We start from the raw sequence: 18,656 nt of genomic DNA on the forward strand, positions 1-18,656 counted from the left end.
TAGGTTTTTGATTTTACTAAGCGACAGTCATGTAAGATCGGTTTACTATAAAGATTATATAGCACTAAGACAAATGTTGGAGGAGAATTTTAATGTCGGAAGGTAAACAAATTCAGCGTAGTGTTTTCTTTATTTCAGATGGTACCGCCATCACCGCTGAAACTCTTGGACACTCGCTGTTAGCGCAGTTTCCACATGTGAAATTTGACATTCATATTATCCCTTACATTAGCTCCGAAGAAGCGGCCACAAACGTGGTTGCAGAGATCAATGCAAGAGCTCAAGTCGATGGTGAAAAACCGCTGGTATTTGATACCCTGGTGGATCCCTATGTGCGCGACATTATTAATACCGCAAATGCAGTAAATCTTGATGTATTTGAAGGGCTTATTAGTAAATTGGCTGATGAGTTAGGCACGATTCCTACAACTTTAGTCGGGCAAACCCATGCAGTGACCGACTCTGAGTCCTATAAGGCCCGTATTGATGCAGTGCATTTTGCTTTAGATAATGACGACGGCGCACGTACCCGGCATTATGATAAAGCTGACCTGATCCTGATTGGTGTATCGCGTTCAGGTAAAACCCCGACCTCTATTTATCTGTCTTTGCAGTTCGGTATTCGCGTAGCAAACTATCCACTGACTGAAGAAGATTTGGACGATAACCGTCTGCCAGCCGTGCTGCGACCGCATAAAAACAAGCTGTTTGGCCTAATGATTGATGCGGAACGCCTTGTAGCCATTCGTTCTGAGCGTAAGGCCAATAGCCGTTATGCCAGCTTTAGTCAGTGTCAGATGGAGTTGCGTGCGATTGAAGGGATTTATATTTCGGAAGGCATCAAGTACCTGAATGTTTCTGAAATGTCGATTGAGGAAATCTCAACGCGTGTGTTGCAAATGACCGGTTTAAAACGTCGAATCGGTTAAGAAACCAGCCAGAGCCAAACTGCGGTTTGGCTTTGATTTATAGCTAAAAATTACAAGTAAGCATTGATTAATCGAAATAATGTATGAGTTTTATAATTTAAATAAAATATTAGGTATCATTTTTAAAAATATCCTAGAGTCTTCTTTGCTCATTTTGTTGAATAAATCATCAATTAGTTCGTGGCATTTAATTTAAAATCTCATTAATAGCTCATCAAATTTTTATATTGACTTGTCAGCGTGAGTTATTTTTCTGCTAAATAAGTATGAATAATAATATCGACCGGATGCTGCTCACTATTGATGCAATGAATCGTATTTTCCGAAATTTTTAGAATCGGCCAGGTAATTAGCTGGCAATTTTCACGCTGTAGGGCAGTATAATAATGATCTGATTTCAGATAAATTTTACGGGAAGATGCAAGATTTGGCGTTAACTGGCGTCTTAGCCACAAATTCTGCACCTGATTTTCTAAAAACCGCAGAGAGAGTAGACTTTTAATCCGGTTGTTAAATAAGCGGCGATTTTTACCAATCAATGGATGATTAATAATTCGTTGCAGAATTCGGTCGGAACCGGGCAGTACAAAAGCTGGATTAATCTGGAAAACTTTCACCGAACGGGCATGTTGACTGATCTTATCCAGCTGGCTCACGGTAAACTGGTCAGTGCCAATAATCGCAATATCTTTATCTGCATAATCCAATTCTAGCAGTTCGGAAGAGGGTACTTTAATTCCAGTAAACTGCTGAAAATGTTCGGGGCGATTTTCAAAAATACCAGCGTGTGGATCCTGCTTGGTAGACATTAGAATTCCTTGAATTTATTTAATAATTAATTTTCTTTTATGAGATATAAGCAAAAACTCAAGCCAGGGTAAAGTGAAAAATTTAACTTAGACAGTCATCTATTTGACCAAAATATAAAATCTGATTTTATTGAAGGTTGAATGGATTTATATGCAATCCAAAAGGAATGACTTTTAACTTGACGAGATCGACGAAAGAAAAGAAGTGAAGTGTTCGTTCAGGGAAGAAGCTTTTTAATGGAAGAGATCGATAGAAATGATTTTACTGATATATTTCTTTTGGTCATGTACTAGCTCAAACCTGATCTGACAGTTACCTGATTTTTATTGTGCCTGTCAGGTTAAATTTGAGCTAAATTCTTCTCAGCCCAAATTTGTTTTCCATCAAGTAAAGTTTCAAATGGTGTACGACCACAGCAGATTTTTCCTTGATGAGTCCGTTCAGTATTATAGAATTTCAGCCAGTCGTCTAAATCCGTCTGCAACTCTTCTAGCGTGCTATAAAGCTTTTTCCTAAATGTAATTTGATAAAACTCCTGCAGTATTGTTTTATGGAAGCGTTCACAGATCCCATTCGTTTGTGGTGAAGCTGCTTTTGTCTTCGTGTGATCAATGTCATTGAGCGCTAGATACAACTCATAGTCATGTTGTTCCACCTTACCGCAATACTCGGTTCCTCTGTCTGTAAGAATGCGAAGCATTGGTAAATCCTGGGATTGATAGAAAGGTAATACACGATCATTGAGCAAATCAGCCGCTGTAATCGGTGTTTTGGTTGTATAGAGCTTGCAATGAACGACCTTGCTATAAGTATCGATAAATGTTTGCTGGTAGATCCGTCCAACACCCTTGAGATTCCCGACATAAAAGGTGTCTTGTGCACCTAAATAGCCTGGATGAGCAGTTTCGATTTCACCACACGCCACATCATCTTCATGCTTACGCTCAAGTGCAGCAATCTGATGATCATTTAGTACGATACCATCCTGTGCCACTTTAGCTTCGAGTGCTTTTAAACGCTTCTTAAAGTTCTCCAAATCATGGTGGAGCCAAATAGAACGAACACCACTCCCTGAAACAAATACACCTTTCTTGCGCAATTCGTTACTGGTACGATGCTGACCATAAGCTGGATATTGAATTGCGAAATCAATGACCGCCAGTTCTGTAGCATCATCTACACGGTTTTTTAGATTTGGTACTCGACGGGACTTATTGATTAATGCATCAATGTCACCAGACTGTACTAACTCATGATAGCGATAGAAAGTATCTCTAGAGACACCCATCACTTTGCATGCTCTAGAAACATTTTGAAGCTCTTCAGCTAAATTGAGTAAGCCGACTTTGTGTTTGATGATTTGATTGTTAGTATGCAACATAAGAAAGTTACCTTTGTTTAATTAAGATTTCGACACCTTTATCAAAGCGGGTAACTTTCTCTTTTTCAAGAAGAATGTACGATCAAGTCTGAACTAATACACTTTAAATATTAAAAACATCTACCCATTGCTGAGAATAGGTAGATGCAACTCTTATTTACTGACCATTTTTAATTTGCATCAACAGCTCAAAGTTATGTAGGCGTTTGTCAGTGTCATAGATGTCGCAAGTAAAGATAAACTCATCCACGTCATATTTGGCTAAAAGCGATGCCAGACCGGCTTTAACGGTTTCTTTGGAACCGACCTGAGCCATGGCAAAGAAATTATCGACTGACATTTTTTCCGGCGGCGACCACAGACCTTCCATCGAATCAATTGGTGCTTTAAGTTTTAGGCTTTGCCCACGAATCAGTGATAAAACCCGCTGATAGGCACTGGTCGACAGATATTGTGCTTCTTCATCGGTATCTGCGACACAGGTCGGTACGCCCATCGATACATAAGGGCGATCGAGATATTCAGACGGTTCAAAGTTTTCACGATATAATTGAATGGCCTGACCCAGCATACGCGGGGCAAAATGCGAAGCGAAGGAATAAGGTAGGCCGAGTTTTGCTGCCAATTGCGCACTAAACAGACTGGACCCTAATAACCATACGGGTACGTGCGTACTTTGACCTGGCGTCGCTACGATACGCTGATGTGGTTCTGGATCTTTAAAATATTGCAGAATTTCCAGAACATCTTGTGGAAACTGATCTTCGGTTTCCTGACGGCCACGACGCAGGGCACGCATGGTCATTTGATCGGTACCTGGAGCACGGCCCAGGCCCAGTTCAATCCGGTCCGGATAGAGCGTCGCCAATGTGCCGAACTGTTCAGCCACGACCAGCGGTGCATGATTGGGCAACATAATTCCGCCAGAGCCTAAAGTTAAGGTTTTGGTATTTGCCAGTAAATAGCCTAAGAGAACTGCAGTTGCTGAACTGGCAATACCATCCATATTATGATGTTCTGCCAGCCACATCCGGCGATAACCCAATTTTTCTGCTGTTTGGGCAAGTTCCAGCGCATGGTTCAGCGCGAATTGAATGCTCTTGTCGTCACGAACAGGAACCAGTTCGAGTATAGAGAACTGGGTATCGTTAAGCGTACGCATAGTATTACTCTTAAATAAACATCTCTAAAAGCATACGACTTTAGAGTGTATTTGTATATCGAAAAAAATCGATATAAGTGTAAACCAAAAGATAAAGATAAAAAATAAAGGCAAAAAAATAAGCATCCGAAGATGCTTATAAAGGAGGAAAGAATAAGGGGAGAGAATCTTAACGACGACGGTTGTTATAGCGATAATCGTTATAACGGTAGTTACGAGAAGAGTTATAGCGACGTTCGCTGCGGTCATCATAACGACGGTCTTCGCTGACTTTCTTACCTAAAGCTGAACCACCTGCTGAACCCAGTGCCGCACCGATGTAACCACCGTTGGTGCCTGCCATATTTCGGCCAACTGCATAACCTGCACCGCCACCTAAAGCACCACCGATAATCGCACCATTACGGTCACGTTTATTTGCAGCTACTGCGGCACCTGCACCGCCACCAATCGCTGAACCGATTGTTGCGCCAGTGGTACCACCCATTTTATTACCTACTGCAGCACCAACAACACCACCTAGTGCAGAAGCTAAGGCTGTATTGGTTGTATTGCCTGCATTGGCAGCTGTCATACCCATGGCTGAGGTTGCTACGACAGCGATCATTAGAGATTTATAGTTCATGAGGACACCTTCTATATATCTAGCTATATTTTGTTGATGAGATAAATTTAATCTAGCAAGCGCCAAACAGCATGGAGGCAATGTTGGCGAATTGTGATTTTTATCTCCTTAATTTATTCATGATGTGGGCAGGGTAATTTCATGTATTAATTGAAAATTCACGTAGTAAAGCAGCAATAAAAAAGCACCAAAAGGTGCTTTTTATGTTAAATGTAGCGTCTAGTCTAAACTGCCTGAACGCAAATTAACGGTAACGTTTTTTCCAGTGTTTAGAGCGTTTTTCAGCTGCTTTATCTTTGGCAATCTTGTTACCTAGTGCAGCACCACCGGCAGCACCCAAAGCTGAACCGATATAACCTCCGTTAGTGCCGCCCATATTTTTACCTACGGTATAACCTGCACCGCCACCTAGGGCACCACCAATGGCAGATTCAGTGCGGTTTTTCTTGCTGCTTGCAACTGCTGCACCGCCAGCACCACCTAAAGCAGCACCAATGGTTGCACCAGTATTACCGCCCATGTTTTTACCTAATGCTGTACCTGCAACACTACCTAAAGCACTTGCTGCTGCAACACGCGCTGTACTGTCGGCATGTGCGTTTACGGTCATCATTGAACCAGCAGCTAAAACTGTACTCATTAAAAGTGTGTTGAGTTTCATGTCATCACTCCGTGTCCATCTACAGGACTGTAGTTATTTCGATGCGGAAAATGTAACAAATCATGCCCAAAACAATATGAAGATGTTTCTTCATAATTCCCTGCTTTATTTGGCGAATTGTAAAATCAGCAAGAAATAAGAATAAGATCGACTATAAAAAAAGCAATTCCACTGTTTTTAATCATATTTGTTAACAAATGCTGTAGAGCACGAATGATAGCAACGCGGACTTACTCAATAATGATGTTCATTAGAAGCCAGAGTCGTTAAACTAGGCGCAATTTTTTGATTTCGCTGTGCTAAATCGGTTTTTAGTCGCAGCCTATGTTTGAGATTTTTTAGAAAATGAAAGAATCGTTACGTTTACGATTAGACCAACTCTCTGACCGCCATGAAGAATTGACCGCATTACTGGCTGATGTAGAAGTCATTTCTGATAATAAGCGCTTCCGTCAATTGTCACGTGAGCATAATGACTTAACAGAAATCACCAATGTCTGGACCAAGTACAGACAGGCTGAAGAAGACATTGAAACAGCTCAGGCCATGCTGTCAGATCCAGATTTTAAGGAAATGGCACAGGAAGAAATTAAAGAGAATAAAGCTTTAATTGAATCGCTTGAAGCAGACTTGAACATCTTGATGATTCCGAAAGATCCGAATGATGCCAACTCGGCTTATCTTGAGATTCGTGCCGGAACCGGCGGCGATGAAGCTGCGATTTTCTCAGGCGATTTATTTCGTATGTATAGTAAATATGCGGAAAACCAAGGCTGGCGTATTGAAATCCTCTCTGAAAATGAAGGCGAACATGGCGGCTATAAAGAAGTCATCTGCCTGATTAATGGTGACGGGGTTTACGGTCGTCTAAAATTTGAAAGTGGTGCGCATCGTGTACAGCGTGTACCGGCGACCGAATCACAAGGCCGTGTGCATACCTCAGCATGTACCGTTGCGATTCTTCCTGAAATTGATGTCGATACCTCGGTTGAAATCAATTCATCTGATTTGCGGATTGATACGTATCGTGCTTCCGGTGCAGGTGGTCAGCATGTTAACAAAACCGATTCTGCAGTACGTATTACTCATATTCCAACCGGCACCGTAGTGGAGTGTCAGGAAGAGCGTTCACAGCATAAGAACAAGGCCAAAGCGATGGCACTGCTGGTATCACGTTTGGAAAATGCCAAACGTGCAGCAGCAGATGCAGCAACCTCGGAAATGCGTCGTGACCTGGTGGGATCGGGTGATCGTTCGGAACGTATCCGTACTTATAACTATCCGCAAGGTCGTATGACCGATCACCGCATTAACCTGACTTTATACAAGCTGGATGCCGTGATGGAAGGTGATTTGACCGAATTGCTGGATAGTCTGCACCGCGAATATCAGGCGGATCAGTTGGCCATGCTTGCACAGCAGAATGGTGGATAATGAATATTTTACAAGCCTTGGCTTTACGCGGCGAAGCTGAAAGTTACGAACGTCAGGAAAATGCCTGGTTATTGGAACACATCACCAAGATTGATTCATTTGATCTGCTGATGAAAAAGGATCAGGAGTTAACGCCGGAACAGGAACAAGCGTATAAAGACGGGTTGGCGCGTATTGCTGCCGGTGAGCCTTTGGCTTATGTCACTGGTTCACAGCCATTCTGGACTTTGGACCTCAAAGTGACCAAAGATACCTTGGTGCCACGTCCGGATACTGAAGTACTGGTTGAGACGGTATTGAAGTTAGACCTGCCTGAAGATGCCCGTGTGGTGGATTTGGGTACAGGTACTGGTGCAATTGCCTTATCACTGGCATCTGAACGTTCTAACTGGACACTAACCGCTTCCGATATCTACGAGCCTACGCTTGAGGTGGCGAAATATAATGCGGAACAACATGATATTGAGAATGTGGAATTTGTTCTGGGTTCATGGTTGAAACCATTTGGCCGTCAATTCTTTGATGCCATTGTATCGAATCCACCTTATATCGATGCTGATGATGTGCATATGCAGAATCTGGCGACTGAACCGGAACGTGCGCTGGTGGCAGATAAAAAGGGGCTGGCCGATATTGAAATGATTATTCTGCAAGCCAAGAAGCATTTGACCGTGAATGGTTGGGTGGTGCTTGAGCATGGTTATAATCAGGCAGACGCCGTACAACATCTATTTAAACAGGCGGGTTATAAGCAAGTCCGCACGGTTAAAGATTATGGCGGGAATGATCGCGTAACTTTGGGTCAATGGCCACATTAATCTGTCATCTATCTTTATAAAAAAGCGACCGATGTGGTCGCTTTTTTATTGGATTTTTTCTTTATAAATTCCTGACTGCATCTGAAACCTTAAGTATTTTGAATGACATCACGCCAACGCAGTATAACTAAAAACAAAAAAGCGATGCCAGAGCACCGCTTTCGAGGAATTTTTAAAAAGAATTACATCGGATAGTCCTGTAGACAGTCGTATACTTCTACCTGATCCAGACTACCAGTTTCCATTGCCAGACAAAGTGCCACAACTTTTAAAGTATCTGCCAGAGATTTTTCATCTTTCAAGGCAATACCTTGTTGTAATTCGTTGATACGTTCTTCCGGAATTTCAAGGGCCTGAGCCGCTTCCACAGCATCTACCTGGTTAAAGAAGTGCAAAATTGCATCTTTCAGTTCTGCATCCGATGCATTTAAAATCCCTTGATTCAACTGTTCTGTGATGAGATCAGTCGAAGAAAATAAAGCTTTAGAGAAGTTTTGGACAAGATTTTGCCCAAGCACATCAGTCATCTTTAACATGGAGATACCTTCAACTAGAAAGGAAAATGGAGAGTACAGCCAATAGCAAAAGTGCTATAAATTGAATGAAAAATAATCTATTTCCGGGTGAATTGCAAAGCTTTCTGGGTGACTGTGTAGTCCTGCTAATATATATTTTAGGGCTTGAAATATATAATCATAATAAAAATAAATGTTTAGAATCCAAGTATTTTTTCGGTAATATTTTTAAAGTCTAATTTTATATAAATTATCTAATATTATTTTGTCGATACGCACCTGGACTGACGCCAGTCCACTTTTTGAATGCACGATGAAATGCACTGGATTCCTGAAAGTTAAGCTGATCGCTGATCTCTTGTAAACTTTGTTCAGTACGGGTCAGTAATTCAATTGCGGTATCCCGGCGTATCTCATTTTTTAATTGCTGATAGCTGACACCTTCACTTTTTAAACGCCGTTGCATGGTGGCTTCAGACATATTCATTTTTAAGGCTAGTTCATTTAGTTCCAGCCATTCTGCCGGCGAAACCTGTAGCAATTTTCGGCGAATCTGGGTGCTCAAGGCATAGGGGTTTTTAAAACGCACCAATAAATTTTGTGGTGTTTGCTGAATAAACTGATACCAAGACTGAGTATCCTGTTTAATCGGCAGTTGCAGATAGCTGGCATCAAATTGCACGTAATTTTCGCTGGCCTGATATTCAATCTGTTCACAGAATCGAACTTTGTAATCAAAATCATTCAGTGGTGCTGCACATTTCAATTGAATCTGATTAAGCAAAATCCGTTGTCCACTTAACCAGCAGATCAGGGTATGAATCAGCATCAGATAAGTCGCATAACTAAACATGCGTTTGGTTGTTTTTAAATCATAAATCACGATATAGGCATAGTGTTCCTCAACCATGAGCGTGCTTTGCAGGTCGTCCAAAACCAAGTTGAGAAATTGCAGAATGTTTTGCAGCGCTTTTTCCAGTGTATCTGCCTGCATAACCATTTTCGAAAGCAATTTAAAACTGCCACGACGCATGGCATGGCTGTCCATGCCAAAAAATTCGTCATTCATGCTGTCTGCAAGCACAGTCCATAATTGGGCAAATTGGCTGACCGACACGCGTGCCTTGGGAGCATTTAATACTTCTGCTGGGATATTGGCTTTTTTCAAAATGGCAGGGATATCAAATTGCAGCCGTTTGGCATCCAGCAATGCTTCGTTCACCAGGTCAATCGAGATGGTGCCTTTGCTATATTCCAGTGCAGGCTTATGCATATTCAGTCTGACATCCTTGTTTTCATTGTCCAAATACATCATGCAAGATGCAATATTTGGAAATTGTACAGAATAAAAACTCTGTTTACTCTGCATATTAAGTCGTATCTGAAATAGAAAAATCGCTAGGAAATAAACATGAACATTCAGGGAAAAGTTATTGTGATCACTGGTGGTGCCTCAGGTTTGGGTGCAGCTACAGCGACTCATTTGGTTGAACACGGTGCTAAAGTGATTCTGGTCGATATGAATCAGGAGCAGGGTCAGGCATTACAGCAGCAACTGGGCTCACAGTCTGAATTTGTACAGCTCGATGTGACCGATGAACAGACAGTTGAAGCTTTCTTCGCTCATGTTGAAAGCACATATGGCCAACTGAATGGTTTGATCAACTGTGCCGGGATTGCGCCATCCGCCAAAGTATTGGGTCGTAACGGCATCCATGAATTGGCAATGTTCCAAAAAGTGCTGAATATTAATGTAAACGGTACTTTTAATATGTTGCGTCATGCGGCGGCTTTAATTGCAAAATATGAGCTGCAAGCTGGTGAAGAAGAACGTGGCGTGATTGTGAACACCGCTTCGGTTGCCGCTTATGACGGCCAAATTGGTCAGACTGCCTATGCGGCTTCTAAAGGTGCAGTAGTCGCAATGACTTTACCTCTGGCACGTGAACTGGCCCGTGAAGCGATCCGTGTCATGACCATCGCGCCGGGCATTATGGAAACTCCGATGCTGAAAGGCATGCCGCAAAATGTCCAGGATGCTTTGGGGCAAATGGTGCCGTTTCCACCACGTCTGGCAAAACCACAGGAATTCGCCCAATTGGTGGGGCATATCTTTGAAAATAGCTATTTAAATGGTGAAGTCATTCGTCTGGATGGCGCAATCCGTATGGCACCAAAATAATTCATTAAATAAACACACTTTCTTTGACTCATCAAAATGGCAATGACGTGTCAGGGAAAGTTGCATGCTGAATTTGCCGAATACATCCAAAAAAACATCAGATTTTGAAAATTAAAAATTCTTTGCTGATGCTGGATATAAAAAATAAAGAAGGGAAATACCCGTGATTTTAAATGATGAACAAAAAATGATTCAGGACATGATGCGCAATTATTCGCAGCAGAAGCTGAAACCGACGGCGGCCTTACGCGACAAAACGGCACAATTTCCAGCACAAGAACTTAAAGAGCTTGGTGAGCTTGGTGCATTGGGTATGACAGTGGCTGAAGAATGGGGTGGTGCAGGTCTGGATTATGTATCATTGGTTTTGGCGCTAGAGGAAATTGCCGCAGGAGATGGTGCAATCTCGACGATTATCAGTGTGCAGAATTCTTTGCCTTGCGGCATTACCCAGCGTTATGGCACTGAAGCACAAAAACAGCAGTATTTAACCAAACTGGCAACAGGTGAATGGCTCGGCTGTTTCTGTTTGACAGAACCTCAGGCCGGTTCGGATGCCAGTTCGCTGGAGTGTAAAGCCGAACGTGATGGTGATGAATGGGTGCTAAATGGCACCAAGCAGTTTATCACGACAGGTAAACACGCACAGATTGCATTAGTCTTTGCTGTGACTGATAAATCTGCAGGGAAAAAGGGTATTTCATGCTTTCTGGTGCCGACCGATGCACCGGGTTATATCGTGTCACGCCTAGAAGAGAAAATGGGTCAGCATTGTTCGGATACCGCGACCATCGTTCTGGATAACTGCCGGATTCCGGCTGCCAACCTGCTGGGCCAGGAAGGTGAAGGCTATAAAATTGCCTTGTCGAATCTTGAGTCGGGTCGGATCGGCATTGCAGCGCAATCAGTCGGCATGGCACGGGCTGCACTGGATGCCGCAGTGGAATATGCCAATGAACGCAAAGCCTTTGGTGTAGAAATTGTGCAGCATCAGGCTGTGGCATTCAGGCTGGCAGATATGGCGACACAAATTGAAGCGGCGCGACAATTGGTCTTGCATGCGGCAACGCTTAAAGATGCTGGCCAGCCATGCTTAAAAGAAGCATCGATGGCAAAACTGTTTGCATCGACTATTGCAGAAAGAGTCTGCTCGGATGCGATCCAGATTCATGGTGGCTACGGTTATGTCTCTGATTTTCCGGTCGAGCGAATTTATCGTGATGTACGAGTGAGCCAGATTTATGAAGGTGCATCAGATATTCAACGACTGGTGATTGCACGTGAAGTATGTCAACGCTGATTTTTTAATTTAAAAAAACAGACTTTGATTGATGTTTAAATCCTGCACTTACTATTGATGGATATGGAAATTGCAGGATTTAACTGAACATGATGATCTAAAGACATACAGTACGAATAATCGAAAAATAAGCCTTATTCATGTTCTAGTCCTAGGGCATGAATGCAGATTTAAAAAAGTATGCTGATGGAATCAGCAGGAACAACAAATACAAATGGACAAACTCAGGCAAGGTCGCCTGAAAACTACAACAGGAAAGAGGTTGTCGTCATGAAGACACTAGAACAGGCATATGCTGATTTTAATTTTGAAAATATGGTTCAAGAACATCTGGTTGGAAACGCAGAGAACATCAATGCGTATACCGAATGCTGTGGTCGCTACTTGGGTCAAAACCGAACTGCACTGATTTGGGAAGGCAAAAACGGAGATGCAGAGCAGTGGACCTTTGAACAACTGGCCGTGGCTTCAGGACAGCTGGCCAATTATATGCATTCTCTGGGTTTAAAGGCTGGTGACTGTATTGCAGGGTTGCTGCCAAGAACGCCAGCACTCTTAATTACTATATTGGCCACTTGGCGGATTGGTGCCATTTACCAACCTTTATTTACTGCCTTTGAAAGCAAAGCCATTGAACATCGTATCAGTACCGCCAATACCCAGTTGATCGTTACTGATGAAGAACAACGACTGAAACTCCATGATTTCAATGTTCCTAATATTCTGACTGTGCATCAAACAGCGACAAATAATTATCAAGATGCGGATTTCTGGACAGCCTTACAGCAACAACAAGAGGAGTTTGAACCGGTAAATTGCCAGTTTAATGATGTCTTCCTGATGATGTTTACTTCAGGTACGACAGGTTTGGCAAAATCGGTTCCTGTACCTTTAAAAGCGTTGTTGGCCTTTAAAGGCTATATGCTGCACGCCGTAGATCTGCGAGATGAAGATTCCTTCTGGAATCTGGCAGATCCGGGCTGGGCGTATGGACTGTATTATGGTATTGCAGGGCCGTTGAGTTTAGGGCACAGCATCATCATGGATGAACGTGGCTTTAGTGTCGATAACGCCGTACAAATCATTCAAAAATATCAGGTCAGTAACTTGACCGGTTCGCCAACCGCATTTCGCATGTTCTTTGGCTTTAAAGAAAAATTTGATGCAGGCATCAGTTCACATTTACGCGTGGTAAGCAGTGCAGGTGAGCCGCTCACGCCTGAAGTGATTCAGTGGTTTAATCATGATTTAAATGTGAATATTTATGATCAATATGGACAGACTGAACTGGGGATGGTGATCGCCAATCATCATGGCTTAGAGCATTATAAAAAAATTGGTTCAGCCGGTTTTGCTATTCCTGGGCATCGTTTTGCTGTATTGGACAAAGAACATCAGGAAGTAGAAAACGGCGGGATTGGAACACTTGCTATCGACTGTTCAGCTTCACCTTTGATGTGGTTTGAAGGCTATGCAGGGCATAACCGCAAGTCATTTGTCGGGCAGTATTATCTCACTGGTGATACCGTGAAGCTGAATGAATATGGCGGTATTGATTTTATTGGACGTGCAGATGATGTCATTACAACCTCAGGATATCGGGTTGGACCTTTTGATGTAGAAAGTACTTTGCTTGAATGTGAAGAAGTGCTTGAATCTGCAGTCGTCGGCAAGCCAGATCCAGAACGTACTGAAATTGTGAAAGCCTTTGTAGTACTTAAATCAGCATATCCAGCTACTGAAGATTTGATGTTGAAACTGCAAAGTTATGTACGTTCACGCTTATCCAAACATGCCTATCCGAAAGAGATTGAGTTTGTGGCATCTTTGCCTAAAACATCGAGTGGCAAGATTCAGCGAAATTTACTCAAACAGCAGGAAGTTGCCAAACTTCAAGAGATGAAGCGAGTCAGCTAATTTTTCAAATTAATTGTTTGATTGAATGTTCAAAGGCTGCCATAGCAGCCTTTTGGTTTTTTAAGAAATAAATCTGCTACTTAAATTTTAATCAGATATTGAGCTGATTTTCCCGAACTTATATTTTTAAGAGAGCAGATTAAGGCAAGCAAAAATTATAATTTTTTATGTCATTACAGTAAAATTACATTAATATTTAAAATTAAATATATCAAAAATTTAGCCTCTTAAGATAAAGAGGCTAAATCTCATTCATTACCAGATATTACTTTGTAGATTCACTTTTTGATGTTCTGCATGCGGTTCGCCCGCTTCGCCGGTAACACCGCCTTTTAAGGCTTTAAAAAGCTGGGTAACTTTGTTATCTGTGACATTCCAGTATTCTGCGCTGACTGCTTCAGCAATCAATACCCGTACGGTCGGATCATCCTTGCCTTCAAACCAGTTTTCTGCCCACGGATTCCACAACTGTTCAATCAGAATGCGGTCAGTACTGATCTGGGCATGAGCACTGATCGATACATAAATACCATCTGATGGTTTTGCAAAAGACAGACCAATCTGACCAAGGCCTGTTTCTGCTGCTTTGACCAGATCATTGGTGTTACGCAGGATGAAATATAAATTTTGACGTTCATTCATCTGCTCGGAGTTCAGCATGGTCATCGGCTGGGAGTGTATTTCATGTATGTCGGTTAAATGGCTGATCATGGTGTAACGAACATCCTTGATCAATTCCCATAATTTTTCACGATTATCATGTTGAGTATTGTTATGCTCGGTCATGTATGTTCTCCATACGATTTTATGAAAGCTGAAAAGATTGCTTGGTATTTTCAGATTAATCATATTTAGAGACAGATGCCTGAGGTCTCACTGAACTCATACATTTTCATACTTAAATACAGGCAGAGACTACAGAATTGCTAAACAAGACAGCTCGATTTACAGGGGAATTCAATAACAAAGATTTTAAAAACTTCAGGTCTGACACCTTTTATAAATGAGAAAGAGCTGTTTGCCGGAACTGTTTAATTGAGGTGATTCAAAAAATCTTGCCAAGCCATAGCAGCTGCAGCTTGATACCGAGCGTTTAGCTGATATGCTATTTGCCATCAACGATGGCCGAACCATTTATTGATATGCTGTAAATTGACTGTGAGATTGATATTCCAGAAATTTATCAGTACTTAAACACTTCGGTAAAGCTAATCTTTGCCACCGCTTTTAAAAATTTTCGAAACAAGGAAAGACGTTGTCTACATTTAACATGGATGCCATCTCCCCAGAATTTGACCTCACCGATGCTGAACTGCATCTGTATAGCCGTCAGATTCTTCTGGATGGCTGGGATATTGACGCTCAAGAACGGTTAAAATTTTCTAATGTCTGCATTATTGGTTGTGGCGGGATTGGCTGTGCACTGGCAGAACTTCTGGCACGTGCAGGTGTGGGGAAAATTACCCTGATCGATCCAGATACCATCGAGATGAGTAATTTACAGCGACAACTGGCATTTATGCCGCAGGATCTTGGATTTTATAAGGCAGAAATTCTGGCGAAACGACTGGGTCAAATTAATCCGAATGTACAGGTTGAATATATCAATCAGGCCTTAACGGCTGAAAATGCAGTAAGTGTGATTGAGCATCAGGATCTGGTATTGGATGGCTGTGATCAGTTTGCCACACGTTATCTGGTCAATCAGATTTGCGTGGAGCTGAATGTGCCCTTATTGAGTGCTTCTGCGATTGGCTTGCAAGGTCAGCTATTTATGGTCGAAGGGGATTCCGCCTGTTATGCTTGCCTGTTCCCGCCAGAAAATCAGGCCGATGAAAGTTTGCGCTGTGCAGACTCCGGTGTACTGGCGACTACCCCGAATGTGATGGCCAGTTTGCAGGCACATCATGCCTTGTTATATCTGGGATTGAGCCAGATGCCACTTCGACAAAAGCTGTTGTTGTGGGATGGGCTGAGCTTTAAACAGCGGATTCTCGCTTTCGAAAAAGATACAGATTGCCCAATCTGTCAGGCAAGATAAGCCTGCAAAGTGAATTTTTTTTGCTACACTGCGTTTAATTAATTTTTCCTAAGACATTATGAAAAACAATATCTGGTTAGATGGAATACGTTCAGTTGCCCGTATGGGGGAAACAGCAGTCGTTGCGGCAAAGGCTGGCTTTAAATATGCCACTGAAAAGCCGAGCAATGCCAAACTCATGCGTGAAACTTTTGAATCCTTAGGTTCGACTTATATCAAGCTGGGTCAGTTTATTGCCAGCACGCCGTCGCTGTTTCCACGTGAATACGTTGAAGAATTTCAGGGCTGTTTGGATCAGACTCCACGTTTGCCGTTTAGCTATATCCAGCAGGTTTTAGCCTCTGAATTTGCAGGACGTAATCTGGATGAAATCTTTGCATCGATTGATGAAACACCATTAGCCTCTGCATCTATTGCACAGGTGCATGCGGCCAAACTGGTGTCTGGCGAAGATGTGGTGATTAAGGTACAAAAACCCGGTGTAGAAACTATTTTGTACACTGACTTGAACGTCCTACATTGGGCAACCAAATTGCTGGAAAAAGCAGTCCCGAAAGTCAAGTTTGCTTCACTGGCTGACATTGTCGAAGAAATCAAAACCCGTATGGTACGTGAAGTCGATTTTATCGAAGAAGCCCAGAATCTGGATGATTTCGTTAATTACCTGAATATCACCAACAATCAGGCAGCCACTGCACCTAAGGTTTATCATCAATATTCGACCCGTCGTGTGCTCACCATGCAGCGTTTATACGGTGTGCCTTTGACAGATTTTGAAGTGGTCAAAAAAGTATCCAAAGATCCATCTCAAGTACTTATCACTGCGATGAATACCTGGTTTGGCAGCTTGATGATGTGTAACAGTTTCCATGCCGATCTGCATGCAGGCAACCTGATGCTACTTGAAGATGGCCGTGTCGGTTTTATTGATTTCGGTATTGTTGGTCAGCTCAAGCCTGAAGTATGGACGGCATGTATGGCATTCATGGATTCATTGCAACATACCAATTATGAGCTGATGGCGCAAAACATGCTGAAAATGGGCATGACCGCTGTGCAGATTGATACCAAAGTTTTGGCTGCTGATCTGGAACGTTTGTTTAGTGGTGTATTGATGGCAGATCCGCAGGAATTGTTAACGTCAAATCCTGCTGACCTGAACGATATCATGATGGATATGGTGGCTGTGGGTGAACGTCACGGGATCCGCTTCCCGCGTGACTTTGCCTTGTTGTTCAAGCAAATGCTGTATTTCGACCGTTTCATGCGTATTCTGGCGCCGTATACCGACATCTATGCCGATCAGCGTTTGCAGATGGTGCAGAGCATGGATCCGAATCTGCTGTTAAAGCATTAATCTTAAACCCTATCTAGACTTGGAAAAATCCCCCTAAATCCCCCTTTTAAAAGGGGGACTTTAAAAGCTCCTCCCTTTGTAAAGGAGCTTGAGGGGGATGTGGTCAGTATTAAATTCTCGAGCAATCCAATGGACGCCATTATTATTGAAGGTTTAAAGGTTGAGACAGTCGTGGGCTGCTTTAACTGGGAGCGTCAAATTATTCAGCCTTTAATGCTGGATTTGATCATTCAAACCGATTTAGAACAGGCATCAAACTCAGATGCACTTGCAGATACGTTGAATTATGCAGAAATTTGTGAGATTTCCAGTAAAGTCATTCAAGACGCCAAGCCTGAATTGATTGAACATGCAGCAAAGTTAGTGCTGAATGCACTTTTTACTACCTTTACAGCAATTGAATCGATTAATATTACGATCCGTAAGCCTGCCATTATCGCGCAAGCCAATTCTGTAGGGATACGTCTTGAACGCCACCGAAACGATTTTCGCCCTAGCATTAGCGAGTAATTGTCATCCTCAGCAACATTTTCAAGCTGCACAGCAACGTATTTCTGAATGGGGAGAAGTTCAGTTTTCTCCCATTTATATGATTCCTTGCCGCGATGGCATCGGCGCAGATTACTGGAATGCAGCGTGTTTATTGCGAAGTTCGGTGTCCAGTGAAGACCTGATTGAGTTGCTCAAACAGCTGGAACAGGAATCAGGGCGAGTACGTCCATCCCATCAGATTACTTTGGATGTTGATTTGATTGCCTGGGGATCAGATCTTAAGCATATGCAGTTTAATGAAAAAAAATTGCCCTTGGCTCTGGATGTGAAAGTGCCCATGTTTGATGTTTGGCATGATGCCATGTTTGAACATGGATCACATAGCTTTCCAACAGTTGAACAGCTGATTTGAATCAAATCACCTAATTTTCTGCTAATACAATTTATCTAGTACGAATAGTTAACCAGCCTTATCAAGCAAGATCATGCTTTTTTTATGATGCAGTTTTTTGTTTTTAGAGTAAAAGAAAATTCAGATAAGATGAGATGCTTAAGTTTAGAAGTCATTTAAAAATGAAAATATTGGAAATTGTGGTTTCTGTGATTTTAATCCTCGGGATTCTTTATGTAATCCAATGAGGATTTCATGGTTTCCCAACAGGGAATTAATATTTGATTGATTAAAGCTCTGGAATTTACTCTAAGATTAGTAAAAACCCTCAAAGCAGTAAAAAAGCATCATCGCTATTTCACTTTTTCTTGTTATAAAAAATGATCAGCAATACGATAATGATCGCCAAGATGGCAAGAATGATGGTAGTTTCCATAACAATACCTCTCGGGCATAGATCTTTGGCTTTAATTATCTAAATTAAAACCGAACATATATTAGGGTGTGTTGACAATTTTAGCTTAAAAAAATAGCGAAGTAGTAAAATCAAATCGCCAAACCCAATTTTACTATTCGCTATGCCTCGTACCATGCTGACAGATCAACACTGGCAAAAGTTGAAAGTTATTCTGCGTAATTTA

The 18,656-nt window shown here is 42.1% G+C and carries 18 protein-coding genes; 10 read left to right on the forward strand and 8 right to left on the reverse strand.

Annotation, left to right across the window (positions count from 1 at the left end; all coding sequences use genetic code 11):
• Positions 1 to 92: 92 nt before the first annotated feature.
• A complete protein-coding gene (locus tag FTT86_RS13805) occupies positions 93 to 929 on the forward strand; it encodes a pyruvate, water dikinase regulatory protein (protein WP_005106620.1) in 837 nt (278 codons plus the stop codon).
• Positions 930 to 1,174: 245 nt separating this feature from the next.
• Here the strand turns inward: FTT86_RS13805 and FTT86_RS13810 are convergent, their stop codons facing one another.
• The 5 genes from FTT86_RS13810 to FTT86_RS13830 all read right to left on the reverse strand — a co-directional run bounded on the left by FTT86_RS13810 (position 1,175) and on the right by FTT86_RS13830 (position 5,568).
• Positions 1,175 to 1,738, reverse strand: coding sequence for a hypothetical protein (locus FTT86_RS13810; protein WP_005252145.1), 564 nt, complete (start codon positions 1,736 to 1,738; stop codon positions 1,175 to 1,177).
• 341 nt (positions 1,739 to 2,079) lie between these two features.
• Positions 2,080 to 3,120 carry an IS481 family transposase gene (locus FTT86_RS13815; protein ID WP_005252144.1) on the reverse strand — a complete coding sequence of 347 codons (1,041 nt, stop codon included), beginning with the start codon at positions 3,118 to 3,120 and terminating at the stop codon, positions 2,080 to 2,082.
• 157 nt (positions 3,121 to 3,277) lie between these two features.
• A complete protein-coding gene (locus FTT86_RS13820) occupies positions 3,278 to 4,282 on the reverse strand; it encodes an LLM class flavin-dependent oxidoreductase (RefSeq protein WP_180181372.1) in 1,005 nt (334 codons plus the stop codon).
• A 169-nt stretch (positions 4,283 to 4,451) separates the two neighbouring features.
• Positions 4,452 to 4,907: a hypothetical protein gene (locus FTT86_RS13825; RefSeq protein WP_004278778.1), complete on the reverse strand. Its 456-nt coding sequence runs from the start codon at positions 4,905 to 4,907 to the stop codon at positions 4,452 to 4,454.
• 244 nt (positions 4,908 to 5,151) lie between these two features.
• Positions 5,152 to 5,568: a glycine zipper domain-containing protein gene (locus FTT86_RS13830; protein WP_180181373.1), complete on the reverse strand. Its 417-nt coding sequence runs from the start codon at positions 5,566 to 5,568 to the stop codon at positions 5,152 to 5,154.
• Positions 5,569 to 5,913: 345 nt separating this feature from the next.
• Between FTT86_RS13830 and prfA the strand changes: the two genes are divergently transcribed.
• Positions 5,914 to 7,002 carry a peptide chain release factor 1 gene (prfA, locus tag FTT86_RS13835; RefSeq protein WP_004645400.1) on the forward strand — a complete coding sequence of 363 codons (1,089 nt, stop codon included), beginning with the start codon at positions 5,914 to 5,916 and terminating at the stop codon, positions 7,000 to 7,002.
• Entirely contained in the window at positions 7,002 to 7,820 is an 819-nt protein-coding gene (gene prmC, locus FTT86_RS13840) for a peptide chain release factor N(5)-glutamine methyltransferase (RefSeq protein ID WP_180181374.1), read from the forward strand. Before prfA ends, prmC begins: the two co-directional genes overlap by 1 nt.
• Positions 7,821 to 8,002: 182 nt before the next feature.
• Here the strand turns inward: prmC and FTT86_RS13845 are convergent, their stop codons facing one another.
• Positions 8,003 to 8,356, reverse strand: a complete 354-nt coding sequence (locus tag FTT86_RS13845; protein WP_005106624.1) for a hypothetical protein — start codon at positions 8,354 to 8,356, stop codon at positions 8,003 to 8,005.
• A 229-nt stretch (positions 8,357 to 8,585) separates the two neighbouring features.
• The gene (locus FTT86_RS13850) at positions 8,586 to 9,608 is read right to left on the reverse strand and encodes an AraC family transcriptional regulator (protein ID WP_180181375.1); all 1,023 of its coding nucleotides are present in this window, start codon (positions 9,606 to 9,608) and stop codon (positions 8,586 to 8,588) included.
• A gap of 138 nt (positions 9,609 to 9,746) precedes the next feature.
• Between FTT86_RS13850 and FTT86_RS13855 the strand changes: the two genes are divergently transcribed.
• The 3 genes from FTT86_RS13855 to FTT86_RS13865 all read left to right on the forward strand — a co-directional run bounded on the left by FTT86_RS13855 (position 9,747) and on the right by FTT86_RS13865 (position 13,734).
• Positions 9,747 to 10,517, forward strand: coding sequence for an SDR family NAD(P)-dependent oxidoreductase (locus FTT86_RS13855; protein ID WP_148334492.1), 771 nt, complete (start codon positions 9,747 to 9,749; stop codon positions 10,515 to 10,517).
• Positions 10,518 to 10,680: 163 nt separating this feature from the next.
• A complete protein-coding gene (locus FTT86_RS13860; RefSeq protein ID WP_180181376.1) occupies positions 10,681 to 11,817 on the forward strand; it encodes an acyl-CoA dehydrogenase family protein in 1,137 nt (378 codons plus the stop codon).
• Between the two features lie 270 nt (positions 11,818 to 12,087).
• Entirely contained in the window at positions 12,088 to 13,734 is a 1,647-nt protein-coding gene (locus FTT86_RS13865; RefSeq protein ID WP_180181377.1) for an AMP-binding protein, read from the forward strand.
• Between the two features lie 255 nt (positions 13,735 to 13,989).
• On the opposite strand, the gene FTT86_RS13870 is transcribed toward FTT86_RS13865, so the two are convergent.
• On the reverse strand, positions 13,990 to 14,520 hold the full coding sequence (locus FTT86_RS13870) for a pyridoxamine 5'-phosphate oxidase family protein (RefSeq protein WP_180181378.1): 531 nt from the start codon (positions 14,518 to 14,520) through the stop codon (positions 13,990 to 13,992).
• Positions 14,521 to 15,004: 484 nt separating this feature from the next.
• Between FTT86_RS13870 and FTT86_RS13875 the strand changes: the two genes are divergently transcribed.
• From FTT86_RS13875 to FTT86_RS13890, 4 genes are all read left to right on the forward strand, one after another.
• Complete coding sequence (locus FTT86_RS13875; protein ID WP_180181379.1) at positions 15,005 to 15,775, forward strand: HesA/MoeB/ThiF family protein; 771 nt, start codon at positions 15,005 to 15,007, stop codon at positions 15,773 to 15,775.
• A gap of 58 nt (positions 15,776 to 15,833) precedes the next feature.
• On the forward strand, positions 15,834 to 17,132 hold the full coding sequence (locus tag FTT86_RS13880) for an AarF/ABC1/UbiB kinase family protein (protein ID WP_004278767.1): 1,299 nt from the start codon (positions 15,834 to 15,836) through the stop codon (positions 17,130 to 17,132).
• A gap of 129 nt (positions 17,133 to 17,261) precedes the next feature.
• On the forward strand, positions 17,262 to 17,642 hold the full coding sequence (gene folB, locus FTT86_RS13885) for a dihydroneopterin aldolase (protein ID WP_004278766.1): 381 nt from the start codon (positions 17,262 to 17,264) through the stop codon (positions 17,640 to 17,642).
• Positions 17,599 to 18,036 (forward strand): 2-amino-4-hydroxy-6-hydroxymethyldihydropteridine diphosphokinase, encoded by a 438-nt coding sequence (locus FTT86_RS13890; protein WP_005252127.1) that lies wholly within the window; start codon positions 17,599 to 17,601, stop codon positions 18,034 to 18,036. The genes folB and FTT86_RS13890 overlap by 44 nt, the downstream gene beginning before the upstream one ends.
• Positions 18,037 to 18,656 lie beyond the last annotated feature (620 nt).

The sequence above is a fragment of the Acinetobacter sp. YH01021 genome, from assembly GCF_013420255.1.
GTDB lineage: Bacteria > Pseudomonadota > Gammaproteobacteria > Pseudomonadales > Moraxellaceae > Acinetobacter.

Excerpts from the sequence above, each read along its gene's own strand:
- FTT86_RS13855 (WP_148334492.1), top strand. The coding sequence starts at position 9,747 with ATGAACATTCAGGGAAAAGTTATTGTGATCACTGGTGGTGCCTCAGGT.
- FTT86_RS13830 (WP_180181373.1), bottom strand. The coding sequence starts at position 5,568 with ATGAAACTCAACACACTTTTAATGAGTACAGTTTTAGCTGCTGGTTCA.
- FTT86_RS13870 (WP_180181378.1), bottom strand. The coding sequence starts at position 14,520 with ATGACCGAGCATAACAATACTCAACATGATAATCGTGAAAAATTATGG.
- FTT86_RS13880 (WP_004278767.1), top strand. The coding sequence starts at position 15,834 with ATGAAAAACAATATCTGGTTAGATGGAATACGTTCAGTTGCCCGTATG.
- prfA (WP_004645400.1), top strand. The coding sequence starts at position 5,914 with ATGAAAGAATCGTTACGTTTACGATTAGACCAACTCTCTGACCGCCAT.
- FTT86_RS13845 (WP_005106624.1), bottom strand. The coding sequence starts at position 8,356 with ATGTTAAAGATGACTGATGTGCTTGGGCAAAATCTTGTCCAAAACTTC.
- prmC (WP_180181374.1), top strand. The coding sequence starts at position 7,002 with ATGAATATTTTACAAGCCTTGGCTTTACGCGGCGAAGCTGAAAGTTAC.
- FTT86_RS13850 (WP_180181375.1), bottom strand. The coding sequence starts at position 9,608 with ATGCATAAGCCTGCACTGGAATATAGCAAAGGCACCATCTCGATTGAC.
- FTT86_RS13875 (WP_180181379.1), top strand. The coding sequence starts at position 15,005 with ATGGATGCCATCTCCCCAGAATTTGACCTCACCGATGCTGAACTGCAT.
- FTT86_RS13820 (WP_180181372.1), bottom strand. The coding sequence starts at position 4,282 with ATGCGTACGCTTAACGATACCCAGTTCTCTATACTCGAACTGGTTCCT.
- FTT86_RS13825 (WP_004278778.1), bottom strand. The coding sequence starts at position 4,907 with ATGAACTATAAATCTCTAATGATCGCTGTCGTAGCAACCTCAGCCATG.
- FTT86_RS13865 (WP_180181377.1), top strand. The coding sequence starts at position 12,088 with ATGAAGACACTAGAACAGGCATATGCTGATTTTAATTTTGAAAATATG.
- folB (WP_004278766.1), top strand. The coding sequence starts at position 17,262 with ATGGACGCCATTATTATTGAAGGTTTAAAGGTTGAGACAGTCGTGGGC.
- FTT86_RS13815 (WP_005252144.1), bottom strand. The coding sequence starts at position 3,120 with ATGTTGCATACTAACAATCAAATCATCAAACACAAAGTCGGCTTACTC.
- FTT86_RS13805 (WP_005106620.1), top strand. The coding sequence starts at position 93 with ATGTCGGAAGGTAAACAAATTCAGCGTAGTGTTTTCTTTATTTCAGAT.
- FTT86_RS13810 (WP_005252145.1), bottom strand. The coding sequence starts at position 1,738 with ATGTCTACCAAGCAGGATCCACACGCTGGTATTTTTGAAAATCGCCCC.